Source organism: Bradyrhizobium sp. Ai1a-2, from assembly GCF_000426245.1.
Classification (GTDB): Bacteria; Pseudomonadota; Alphaproteobacteria; order Rhizobiales; family Xanthobacteraceae; genus Bradyrhizobium.
In genome coordinates, this window is the sequence record NZ_AUEZ01000127.1 from 1 (window position 1) to 11,947 (window position 11,947).

Consider the following 11,947-nt stretch of genomic DNA (forward strand, 5'->3'; position numbering starts at 1 on the left):
GATCAGATATTCGAAGTCCGGATCATCGGACATCGCCTCGAAGATCCGCCACCAAACGCCCTTGATGCTCCATCGACTGAAGCGCCGAAATACGCTGTTCCAATCCCCGAACACTTCCGGAAGGTCGCGCCACGGAGAACCCGTACGCACGATCCACAATACGCCTTCAACAAACATCCGATTGTCGCGCCCGGTCGAGCCCTTCTGGTCGGGACGACCTATGATCAGCGGCGCCATCCGCTCCCACGCCGCGTCGCTCAAAACCAAACGATCCATCACACCCAAGGCCGCCTCCCCAAAAGCAGCCTTGAATCTGATTTGCTACTAAAAGGGAATCCTTAGAGTCCACACCGCCTAGAGGCCGCAATCGCACGGGGCGTCACGTTTGTTGGGAATTGCCTCAAAGCTGGCAAATCGGCCTTTGTTGGTGGCGCGACTCTGGCGAGACTACAGTTCGCCGTCTCCGCAGGAAAGCTCCCGTAAGCCGCTTGCTAGAACCTCCAGTACGATCAGCAGTCAGGGCGTCCCGAACAACAAAGTTGAGTGGAGCGTGCGAAGCTTCTCCGAATTCCGCTCAATAAGCCGTCCGCAACATTGGCGTGAGCGGCGGCGAAGAGCCGTGTTGTATCTCACCAATGACCCTGAAGCCGTGACGTTGGTAAAAGGGAATGTTTTCTGGATTCGAACTTTCGAGGTAGGCGGCGATGCCCTCCTCATCACATCGTTGAAGAGCGTATTTCATCAGCAATGTGCCAAGCCCTTGTCCGACCCAGTTCGGATCGGCGGCAATGAGAGGCAGATACCAGTGTGGCTCGGGGGGATGATGTTCGGCCATTCCCTGCCGTAGGTGCGCCATATCTTCGATGATTTCCGGTCGCAGGGACTGCGCCATGATTGCGTCCAGCGTCTCCTCATCTTGCTGCACGCCAGGAGGCAGCCACAGGGCCGCGGCGCGAATCCCTCCCGTGACGTATGCTGTCCCATGCTCGAATGCTCGTCCGCCACAGGCGTTAATGTACTGAGGCATGCTCCTAAGATATTGACTTGGGTCAGGCCAACTCCAACGCGTCAACGGATCGGCCGCAAAGCCGAGCACAATTGTCCAGACGGTGCTTGCCCGAATGTTTGCGTGCGCAGATTTGATGTTCGGCTCCGCTGTCATGATGTCGTTTCCGAGTCTCGATTTGGGCGTCAGAGGTACAAGGGTAGAACACAGGACAGATGCCTCTGAACGAGAGCAGAAGGGATGCACCGACGGAGGTTTCGTCGGATACATTTGGTTTCCGTCCGCACTTTCCTCCTGCCTTAGAAGGCTGCCGTCGACGGCGGCTTCGCGACGAAGGCTCCTCAGTGAGTGATCCTTGGCCTGGATCTTCCTGGCGAGCTTCTGTGCTTCCTGGGTCTGGGAACGTCATCTGGAGCCTGTTCTTCCTAAAGGAAGCTCGACTTTCTCGGCGTCGACACCGTTCGGCAGCCTGCAACAGCCCTCGAAAGAAACGACGCAAGGACGTTTTCGAGTTTGCAAGTGCGAAGAAGTCACGGTGCGCGCTCGACAATTGCCTCCACTGGCCCGCAGCCAAGAGCGTTCGCCGCATCTCCTGCACCTCGGTGATTACGTGCACCGGCGGCTCTCGATGTCTCGGCGATCGCCGTGTCAAGCTGGGCAATCAGACAGATGCGCTTGAACTTCCTTGAAAGTCCCGAAAGACCTACGATGCGTGATCTGTTCCAAAACCGACAGAACACGCGCGCCACGTCTTCCAAACTCGACGGTAAGACTTAGGCTGGCTCAGGAGGTCATAGTTTGCCCTCGCTCTGTTGGGCTGATCCGGCTGTCGCCTGATCGGCATTGCTGCCAGAGCTCGCGCGCGCCTCATGCTCACGAACGAATGAGTTATAGCGCGCGGGGTTAACGGCCTTCAGGCGGTTCAACGCGGGCTCAGCCTCCAGGTCGGCGGCCGGGCCGCAACACACTTTTTTCTTATTCACCTTGCCTTCCATCTTTTCGAGCTCCGCTATTGCGTTTCGTCAGGGGTGCCTTTTTAAGTTCCATAGTGGCTCGGGAAAGGGGGTCGAACTGTTCGACTAAGCCAACCTCTTTGATCATCTCCTTATCTTCCCTGCGAAAATGCGTTTCAATGTCCTGAGTCACTGCCCCCCTGAGTGGCGCAAAGAAGGGAAAAGCGAACCATGAGAACCAATTAAGGTTTGACATTGATATCCTCGACAATCGGGAGGGTGACTTCTCCCGCAGCCAAGTTCCAGCAATTGACGTGCCAATCGACGGGTGTCGATGACCACGCCAAGGACGAATATATCGCACCCATTGGGCCGACGAACTGAGCGCGCCCCTCGGAATCTTGATTGTTTTGGTGAAGCCCTTGAGGTGCTTAGGTGTCTGGATGCGACACCTCTTGGAGGCCGCGGAGTCCCGAAGAGCTTGCGGCAAAGCGTCCGGATCGGGTGGCTTGAAAGCGCGGGTTCGCGAGCGGCTCGGCGGCCAGCCCCGGCGTTACACGATCTGCTCGGGTGAAGCGCTCTTGAGCACGCGCCGGCGCCTCCTGCCTGGATCCAGATACTGGAGAAGCTTATACCCCATCCAGATATAGCCGCGACTGCCGTTCCGCTCGCGACTGCAGACCGGGCCGAAGCTGTTCTGTCGGATTTCACGCAGCGCCGATTGTCGGCCTTGAGACAATTCGCGCAACGTGACGCGACACACGATTCAAGCCTCTTGAAGATACTTGTATCAAGCGCTTGCAGAAGCGCCGCAATTCAGTTCGGCACGCTGTTTGCTTCATTGAAGGCAGCATCACCAAGCAACCGGTGATGTAGGTACCCAGCCCTTGATGCTCTGCGTTGGGCCACCTCTTGTACTCTCTGAGCGCAACCGGCATGAAATGGCATGTTAGGGCGGGTGCCACCGCGATCGCATTCGCTCACTTAGGAGCATCCGCTGCGCCCCCTATAACATGCGGCAATCAGATTTCGATCGTGAGGAGTAGCTCTATGAGTGAAACGGACGCTTCTTCGAAGGCCTGGTTCTCGACTCCCGAATGGCTCGGATCACTCAGGGAGATGCCAAGCAAGCTATTCGTATCGACATCAAAGGACGCCTTGAGATTTTCGGCTTCGTGTCTGCAGGACCAGGCCACTTACCTCAAGGATCTTGCCGACTGCACAACTCCTTTGGAAGCGTTGAAGTGCCAATTGGATTTTGCGCAGCAATCGTGGTCGAGATCGTTCAGCCAAGGGTCGAAGATACTTGAGGGCCTCAACACACATTCGTCATTGAGTAATAGATAACCCACGCGCGACAGGAGGTCCGCACTTGTCGCCTAGAGAGTCGCAATTGACTTGAGCTTCTGCCACCAACGGACCTCCGAACGGGGGTCGCCGGTATCCTCGGCAGCAAGCAGGCGGCTCCGGCCCGCAAGTTCCTCCGAAGCCGCGGCGCCGGAGCCGTCTCCTTCTCTTGGTCGCACGAAAGCACGGCAACTCGCCGCCTCAAGCCGACGTAAATCCCGCAAAGCCATATGACGAATGCAGAGCGGGAGACAAACAGGAGGACACATGAGCGGGCAACCATTCCCTTACGAAGATACGAGTTTCCCTTCCCTGCCAAACAGGACGGAAGATTTCAGCGCGGACTGACATACCTTCTGGCATCTGCATTTCAGCGAGGATTTTCAGCTCGCACTGATCGCGTGAACTGTCGCTCAATGCGCCCGAATCACGCTCAACCATTCTCAGTGCGTAAGCGCGCATTTTGCTGCACAGGCTGCGCGCGCGGCTGGCCGCGGTGTCGCGTGACGCCGGGCCGCAGCGGGATCATCGGAACGGCTTGATTGATCCTGAGCGTTCGACCGTCAGCCGCTGTCGTTGTCAGCTGGCAGGTTTTTTTGAGCGGTGCAGTTGAACGGCAACAGATCTTCGATATCGGCGTCTGGCGCGCGCTGGGGCAATTCGGTGAGCGCGTGACGTAGCCATGCATAGGGCTGGCCATCCCCGTTCTGAAGTTGTCGCTTGGCCACCCACTTGCGCAGCAGGTTCGCGTTCACGCCGTGTTGCAACGCCAGCCCCGCCAGCGACACGCCAGGCTGCAGACAGGCCTCGACCAGCCGCTGTTTGCTGGCCGGATCATAGCGACGCCGGCCATTGCGCAACACGCCGACCGTCTCAAGTCTCAAAGGTTCTTCTGGAGTGATCATCGATGGTGTCCACCTCGCTCATGGTGGACACCTCATCCCATCCCCGCGCTCAACTGCATAGGTGCGTAGAAAGGAGCGCTTACGAATGTTTTGCGACATGACGCAACATCGACGGAAATGCGTCGTAATCGCGCGCTAGTCTCTTGATTTCACTCAACGACGTTCCGGACTGAGCAGCGCCGCGATCAACATGATGGAATCGATACGCACGAACCTGAGTTCGCCGAGAGTCCCCTCACCCAAATTCGAGTCTTGCGCGAATTCCGTCTCTCCGCGCAAACGATACGAGACGGAACTGAATCTGCCGCGAGATCATCTCAATCAATGGCCATCACCGCCGCCTGTCGTTCAGCGCTCACCCAAATTTGAATAACACCCCATATCCCCCGCGCGGATAGCTCCATTCGATGTCGCCGCTGGGCTCTCCGATGACGCGGCAGGTGCCGCACTCAATGCATCCGTCGACGGTGATCTCGACTTGGCCCTTGTCACTGAGCTCATAGCAGCGCGCGGGGCACGCTTTCAAAAGGGCAAGCAGCTGCGGCGATGGCTTAGCGTGCGTGCGCACCTTGATGTGGGGCCGGCCGACGTCAACGAGATAGCGGTTATAGAACAGCTTATCCTCGACGCGCACTGAGCGCTCTATAGTCATGTTTGAGCTCCTTGATTCGGCTTCGACTTTGGCTGATCAGCGCCAGGCGCGGGCGAAGCGGAATGCATCCCCGAACAGACCTGTCCATGACCGGGCATTAACAAAGGACTTCAGCGTCACGTTCTCTTTCGTGGTCTTCGGCGTGCCGTCGACGCGCACAAAGTTCTGCATGGCCCTGGAGACCAGCTGCGGATAGGTGAGAAAGAAGTTTTGCGAATTGGTGTGCATCAGCGTCGGCATATCCTTGTATTTCTTCAGATCCTTGATCACGAAGGAGTCATCAAGCATCTTCTTGTAGAGCGTGAGATTCTGAGCGCTCATGGGAGCCCCGCGCGATTTCACCCTGGAAATCGCTTCGGCCGCGATGCGGCCAGAGGTCATCGCGAGGTTAGAGCCCTCACGATGAATGGCGTTGTTGAGCTGCGCCGCATCGCCCACCACCACCCAGCCCTCGCCATAAAGCTGCGGGATCGCCTTGTAGCCGCCCTCCGGTATCAGGTGCGCGGAATATTCCTTCACCTCGGAGCCCTCGATCAGCCGGGCCACAGATGGATGCCGCTTGAAGCGATCGAGCAGCCCATATGGTGTCTCGCCCGTGCGCTGGAAGTCGGCGACGAGACAGCCGATGCCGAGCGAGATGCACTCCTTGTTAGCATAGATGAAGCCCATACCGGTCATGCCGCGGGAAATGGTGCCAGCCGCCTCGATCACGACACCCTCGTCACCTCTGAGATTGAAACGGGCCTCGATGGTCTCGCGTGGCAAGAAGTGCATTTCCTTGACCGCGAGTGCCACCTTGTCGGGCTTAGGCCGCTCGCGCAGACGCGCACGCGTGCCGAGCAGGCCGTTAACGCCTTCGGCCAGCACCACGACGTCGGCACCGATCTCGCCATCGCGCCGATCCGTGCGCACCCCGATGACTTTGCCATAGCCATTCTGCACGAGCTCGGTGACGGTGGTCTCGCACAGCACGGTCGCCCCGGCCTCGCGTACCTTCGAGGAAAACCATTTGTCGAACTGAGCGCGGATGATGGTATAGCGGTTCGGCCGCTCTTCATTGAAGTCCTCGGAGCGGTAATGCAGGCCGACATGGGAGCGATCATCCATCATCCAGAACCGCTGCTCGACCAGATGGCGTTCGAGCGGCGCCTCCTCGCGGAAATCCGGGATCAGCTTTTCCAGCATGTCGGCATAGAGGATCGCGCCCTGCACGTTCTTCGATCCTGAATATTCACCGCGCTCGAGCTGCAGCACGTTCATGCCGCGCTTAGCCATGATCAGCGCCGCGGCATTGCCCGCCATACCGGCACCGACCACGATGGCGTCGAATCGTTCTTCGATCATGAGCCTCTCCTTTCACTGTGCGCTAGCTCGCTTGGGATCGCGCGAGTGCGGCGACAGCCGCGCACGAAATGCGGCCGTCAGCGTCGGCAGCAACAGGATCGCATCGGTCACGATGCCGATATGCGCGAAGTCGAAAATCGGCGCATTCTTGTCCGTATTGATGGCGACGATCAGGTCCGCGCCCTCGACGCCGACCCGATGCTGGATCGCACCGGAAACGCCTGCGGCGATGTAGAGTTTTGGCCGGATCGTCTTTCCGGTTTGTCCGATCTGCCGGTCGGAGGTGACCCAGCCCTTCTGCACCAGTGGCCGCGAGCAGCCATATTCGGCCCCAATCACAGCGGCGAGCTGGCGCACCAGCTGAAAATTCTCTGGCGATCCCAGACCCAGGCCGCCGGCAACGACGAGATCGGCGTAAGCGAGATTGGATTTTTCCGAATCGCGGTCCGGGATGAACGACAGCACCTTGGTGACGATATCGTCTTCGAAGAGAGCAAGCGGATGGGTGATGATACGGGCGGCATCGCGTGCGACGCGCTCGGGCATCGGCATGACGCGTGGGCGCACGGTTGCCATCTGCGGTCGGTAGTTCAAGGTGTAGATCGTACAAAGAAGCGAGCCACCAAAGGTCGGACGCGTGGCCGCAAGCGAGCCATCCGCATCGACATCGAGCTCGGTGCAGTCGGCGGTGAGACCCGTGAGGAGTGTAGTCGCCACCGAGCCCGCGAGGTCGCGGCCCAGCGTGGTCGCGCCGAGCAGCAGGATCTCGGGTTTATAGATGTTGACGAGATCCGTCATCGCCTTGGTGTAGGACTCGTTGCGGTACTCCGACAGCACATCGTCGGCCACGAGATAGACAAGGTCAGCGCCGTAGCAGAAGGATTCGACCGCGGCGGTGCGGGTGGTCTCGCCTTCCGGGCCGATTACAACCGCGGCGAGATCGACCTTCAGCTTATCGGCGAGCTTGCGGCCCGCACCCATGAGTTCCCAGGAGACGGGATGCACCTGACCGCGTTCCTGTTCGATGAAGACCCAGATATGCTTGTAGGCCTTGAAGCGCTCCGGCAATTCTTTCTTGGCTGCTGCGCGCCCGCCTGCGGCTGAAGCGGGAGCTTTGATGACGTTGCTCATAATTTGAACTCCCTCAGAACCTGCACGCTAGCGCCAGAAGATCGGTTTGTGGCTTGGGCTGCCGCTTGAAGATGGTTTTGATCAGCGCCTCGCCCAGCTGCTCGGCGGCTTTCACCGGCGCCGCCTTCGCGGCGCGAGGCGATGGTGCAAAGACGTGCTTGACGATCGTCAGCGAGCCGCGCAGCCCGCATTTGGAGGTCCCCTGGACGCCGGCTTTCAGCGTGCTCCATTTCAGGACCAACGCCCGCGCCGCGCACAGGATGTAGGCCATGACACCGCGGCGAACATGGATGGTCGTGTCCAGCATGGTCATCCGACAGCTCTGTGTGCAACGCCTGCACGCCGCCTTCAGCATCGATGGCCCGCTGACAGGTAAGCATGATATCGGGCGCGACAAACACCTCACCGATCTTCCGGATCGAGGTCGTGAGCGCGTAAGTCGTGGCCAACGTGTCGGCGCCGTCAAGGAAGTGTTCGGTGAGCAGCATCGCAGGGTCTGCGCCGAATGTGAGCGGTTTGCGTAAGGACTCCTCGGCCGACGCTCGCCCCATCGTGAGACGGTGATCTCGCCGCCTAGCTTGTCACGAAATTCGAGCGGGGCATCCAGCGCGAACAGCTTGTTGGCATTGATGATGAACGGTAGACCCTGACACATGATGGTTCTGGTTACGCCGTGCACGCGGATCTGAACGGAATCAGGGACCTGCTTGACCCGGACGACACTGTGTACACCTTCTCCAGAGGTAGTGTGGATACGCGACTTACCCATTGGCGGCCATCTCCCGGTCATCCCCAGCCCTAATGGCGTCAAACGCAATTTCGGACGGCATCACCGCAACCGTGACCCACAATATGAGGCTGGCGCGAGCGGTAAGCAGTAACGGCAACATCATTGGTCTTGCTCCCACTGACATCTCGGAAGGCGGCACTTCGCGCTGGTCGGCGTCAATAACGGACTTGGCCGGAGAACAGCAAGTGTTGTACCAGTTGCGGCGCGCTCGAAGATCCGGCGTCAAGCCAATGGCTTGAGAGGAATTGATAAAGATGATCGGTAACATCGCCGACAGTACGATTCCGACATGGTCAAGAATGCGACAACGCCGCTTTACGTGTTGCTGCACAGAGTTGATCTGAATGAACAGGAAGACGGCGCGACGTGCCGCAATGTCGTGCGTTGGGCAAACCGCGCTGAAATGATCCACTAGGTTACTTCAACACACTCAATGGCACGAAGGGCGCTGGCTTCTTGGGTTCCGCAACCGCATCCTTCAAAACCTTGAACACCCGCTGCTCGATCGGTGATGACGTGACGAAATCGGCATAGGCCTTCTGCAGTACCGCCTTGCACCGCGCCGTGACCTCCGCCTCCGCGGCGCCGGCAAATTGTTCCTTGGCGAGATATTGCCCCATGCGCCTTAGGATATGCAGGCGCGCGACGTTGACGATCTTGGGGTCGTAGTCAACACCGAGGAGGGCAAAAAAATCCTCCGCCGAGCAGGCCTTATTGAGCCGGTAGAGGATGCCGGCAGCCGGTTGTGTATCGCTCATCGAAAATCTCCTTCGGTTAGGCCGCCGGCCTCTAGTTGGGACTCGAGATAGGCTGGTCGTCTCACGGTAGGCCCGCCGGGGCAGACGGCGCTGCATGTGGCCCAATCGGGCGTCCAGTTCGAGCAGGACGGCGATGCGCGCCGCGTGACAGGCACACACAAGCAATGTCGTCGCGGATCAGTGCGAGCAGCGACGGCTGTCCCCGCGCGGAAGTTACTCCAATGGGGCGAGCGCTAAAAATGCTGGACATAGGCCCACCTCAAGCGCAGTGCGTCAACGATCGTTCGCAGACGTCGCGCCAGATTGCCACTACGGTTTCTTGCGGCACCGGCCCCTTGTGCTCGACGGCATGTTGACGCACCCGCGATAGGATCCGCTTCGCCTCCTCAGCGCTGACGACGAGCTCTAATTCTTTAAGCAGCGAGGTGATCGCTGACAGCCCCGAATGCTTGCCGACCACGATACGATTGGAGCGGCCGAGCAATTGCGGGTCGAGCGACTGATAGGTGCGTTTATCCTTCAACAAGCCATCGACATGAATGCCGGATTCGTGAGTGAACACATGCTCGCCGACGATCGCCTTGTTCAGAGGAATCGCACGTGTAGCCGCGGCTGCCACGACCGCAGCGACCTTCTCTAGCTCCGGCAGCACGATGCCGGTTTCGCGCCCGTAGAGCTGCTTGAGTGCGACCGCGACTTCCTCCAGCGGCGCATTGCCCGCCCGCTCGCCCAACCCGATGACGGTCACCGAGGCGTGGCTCGCGCCGCCCTTGATGGCGGCGAGCGTATTGGCGGTCGCGAGCCCAAGATCGTCGTGACCATGAAATTCGAGCTCGAGATCGGTCGTCGCGCGCAGACGCGCGATCAGCGCGGAGGCGGAGTCGGGATCAAGCACGCTGAGCGTATCCGCAATGCGGAAGCGCCGCGCGCCGGCAGCCTTTGCGGTTGCAATCAGCGTGATGAGAAAATCAACATCGGCGCGGGAGGAGTCCTCGCCGCCGACTGCGACCTCAAGCCCCCGCTCACGGGCATAACCGACCACCCGCTTCAGCTGCTCCAGCGCCAGTTGGCGGTCACCGCCAAGCTTGGCGGCAATCTGCACGTCCGAGGCCGGAATCGACACATTGACCATAGACAACTTCGCCTCGATCGCTGCGTCGACATCGGCTACACGCATCCGACACCAGCCGATTGGGGTGAGCGGCAGGTCGGACTCGACAATTGCGCGGATGGCAGCCATCTCTTCATTCCCCATGGCGGGTGTTCCCGCCTCGATCTCGGTGACGCCTGCCCGTGCCAGCGCCTGCGCTATCGCCACCTTTTCCGCTGTGGTGAAGGCAACGCCCGGGGCCTGCTCGCCATCGCGCAGCGTCGTGTCATTGAGCACGATGGGCATGGTCCGAGCCGAGTCGGACCATGAGGGTTTCGTAGCGGCGGCGATCATTGTGGGCTCCTTGTGGCTCTTGGCCGAGGAAGGCTTCAGCAACCCGCATGCCACGCCCAGCATTCCAGCTAACACACTGAGCAAGCGTTGGTTTTCGCGGCAGCTCCGTTTGTCGCAAACGCGACAGCGTCGCAAAACCGATCGGCCGGCTTACCTCCGGCGCGATAGCTTGGGATCAACTGCGCTTGCGGCGCAGATGAATGATCAGATCGACGCGGGAGACTTCGTGGCCCGGTAGCGCCTCAGGCGCATTCGCAATGCAGGAGATCGGCTTCGGGAATATCGAGCAGGATATCCTCTCCGTGCACATAATAATGCGGATGCGGCCTGGTGTTGGTATCGAAAAACGATCGCGACCCGCCGGGAGCGACCCGACGCAACAGTCCCGCTTGCGCGAACTGGTTCAAAGTCTTGTAGATGTTAGACTGCGAGGCCGGAAAGCCGGCCTGGTGTGCCTCGCTAAAGAGCATCTCTGCGGTGACATGCCGGTCGCCCCTGCCAAACAACAGCTCGCTCAAGATCACGCGCTGGCGCGTCGGGCGCAGCCCGGCCTTGAGCAGCACATCCTTGCCAGCGTCAGGACGTGGCCCGCTAAAATCGCGCTCGACCGCGTCCACCTGCACCTCGCTGGCGCCCGCGGGATCCGTGCGGTAATCGAGCGGAAGGCTCGCCAACAGACGATCCATCTGGCGCGCCTCAGCTAGACCAGCCGCCGGCAGTGACCGGAGCAGCCGCCTGCAACGGTGCGTCTCGCCGGCGCTCTGCCATCCCGCTCTCGCCGCTTTCATCGCCAAAGCACAGGTTGAAGTCGTTACATTGCGTGCACACCGGCGCCGTACACATCGCGAGGCCATCGTCCTCGCACAAGGTGCGATAGAAGAAACGCTTCCACCGCATATTGTTGACATTGCGCGCGGCGAGCGGCGCGAAATGACGGCTCAATAAGCGGGAGAGTTCGCCACGATCGCGCAATCCAAGATCTTCCCATAAATGATTTGGCTCGATGGCGCGACGCGCGATCATCGCAGCCAACCAGCGGCCGGTGTCCCCTTCGGTCGACCGTTGCGCGAGCAGAAGATCACGCAACATTACGACCTCGTCGTTCTCGTTGGGCTTGAAAGGCAAAAGCCACTCCTCCGCTTTGATCCGAATCGACGGGAAGTGCTGCTCCAGTAACGCCGCCAGCTCATCGCTGGACAGGCCGGCCTTATCGACAGTCCGCCCCCCATCCATCGCCGCAGCAGCCAGAATGGACGCCAGCACGTGGCGATCGAAATCGCTGTCGCTACTGATGTCGGCTTCTGCGGGATGGCAGCCGGTGAGCAGGTGATAGGTCGCAATTTTCGCATACGAGGCGCTGCTCGCGCCAGTCACTCTGGTGGCATTCATCGGAACGATTGTACTTCGAACATGGCTTAACGACTTCGCCGGATCCTGTGCTCGCCCCAAAATCTTTCGCCAGAACGCCGGCCTCCCAGAGGGGACGGGAGGCCGGCATTCATTCGCCGCCCGCTACGAGGCCGCGAGTTCGGCGGCGGTCTTGCCGACGACGGACTCGTCGACCGGCTTCATGATGCCGTGCTCCATCAACATGTCCTCGAGCTCGTCCATCGAGAT

Annotated in this window: 11 protein-coding genes and 4 pseudogenes; all 15 read right to left on the minus strand. The window is 59.8% G+C overall.

Annotated features, from left to right (window positions below; translation table 11 throughout):
- Window positions 1-285: IS5 family transposase (locus K288_RS0140230; protein WP_043162055.1), on the minus strand; the 285-nt coding region annotated here is incomplete at its 3' end.
- A gap of 289 nt (window positions 286-574) precedes the next feature.
- Window positions 575-1,162: a GNAT family N-acetyltransferase gene (locus K288_RS48285; protein WP_027584497.1), complete on the minus strand. Its 588-nt coding sequence runs from the start codon at window positions 1,160-1,162 to the stop codon at window positions 575-577.
- A gap of 635 nt (window positions 1,163-1,797) precedes the next feature.
- Entirely contained in the window at window positions 1,798-2,001 is a 204-nt protein-coding gene (locus K288_RS53095; protein ID WP_152535921.1) for a hypothetical protein, read from the minus strand.
- 1,868 nt (window positions 2,002-3,869) lie between these two features.
- Window positions 3,870-4,001, minus strand: a pseudogene (locus K288_RS54410) (transposase domain-containing protein); the annotation flags it as partial.
- Window positions 4,002-4,013: 12 nt separating this feature from the next.
- Window positions 4,014-4,211 (minus strand): annotated as a pseudogene (locus K288_RS54415) (transposase); the annotation flags it as partial.
- A 355-nt stretch (window positions 4,212-4,566) separates the two neighbouring features.
- On the minus strand, window positions 4,567-4,863 hold the full coding sequence (locus K288_RS0140260) for a ferredoxin family protein (protein WP_027584499.1): 297 nt from the start codon (window positions 4,861-4,863) through the stop codon (window positions 4,567-4,569).
- Between the two features lie 36 nt (window positions 4,864-4,899).
- A complete protein-coding gene (locus K288_RS0140265; protein WP_027584500.1) occupies window positions 4,900-6,207 on the minus strand; it encodes an FAD-dependent oxidoreductase in 1,308 nt (435 codons plus the stop codon).
- A 12-nt stretch (window positions 6,208-6,219) separates the two neighbouring features.
- Window positions 6,220-7,338 carry an electron transfer flavoprotein subunit alpha/FixB family protein gene (locus K288_RS0140270; RefSeq protein WP_027584501.1) on the minus strand — a complete coding sequence of 373 codons (1,119 nt, stop codon included), beginning with the start codon at window positions 7,336-7,338 and terminating at the stop codon, window positions 6,220-6,222.
- Window positions 7,339-7,351: 13 nt separating this feature from the next.
- A pseudogene (locus K288_RS48295) lies at window positions 7,352-8,107 on the minus strand (nitrogen fixation protein FixA).
- The gene (locus K288_RS48300) at window positions 8,100-8,540 is read right to left on the minus strand and encodes a hypothetical protein (protein WP_027584502.1); all 441 of its coding nucleotides are present in this window, start codon (window positions 8,538-8,540) and stop codon (window positions 8,100-8,102) included. Before K288_RS48300 ends, K288_RS48295 begins: the two are co-directional and overlap by 8 nt.
- 4 nt (window positions 8,541-8,544) lie before the next feature.
- Window positions 8,545-8,886, minus strand: coding sequence for a nitrogenase stabilizing/protective protein NifW (nifW, locus tag K288_RS0140285; RefSeq protein ID WP_027584503.1), 342 nt, complete (start codon window positions 8,884-8,886; stop codon window positions 8,545-8,547).
- A gap of 259 nt (window positions 8,887-9,145) precedes the next feature.
- Window positions 9,146-10,282, minus strand: a complete 1,137-nt coding sequence (nifV, locus tag K288_RS0140290; protein ID WP_027584504.1) for a homocitrate synthase — start codon at window positions 10,280-10,282, stop codon at window positions 9,146-9,148.
- Between the two features lie 290 nt (window positions 10,283-10,572).
- Window positions 10,573-11,016, minus strand: a complete 444-nt coding sequence (locus K288_RS48305; protein ID WP_051335014.1) for a transcriptional repressor — start codon at window positions 11,014-11,016, stop codon at window positions 10,573-10,575.
- A 10-nt stretch (window positions 11,017-11,026) separates the two neighbouring features.
- Window positions 11,027-11,719 carry a nitrogen fixation protein NifQ gene (locus K288_RS0140300; RefSeq protein WP_084800083.1) on the minus strand — a complete coding sequence of 231 codons (693 nt, stop codon included), beginning with the start codon at window positions 11,717-11,719 and terminating at the stop codon, window positions 11,027-11,029.
- A gap of 123 nt (window positions 11,720-11,842) precedes the next feature.
- A pseudogene (gene nifH, locus K288_RS51465) lies at window positions 11,843-11,947 on the minus strand (nitrogenase reductase); the annotation flags it as partial.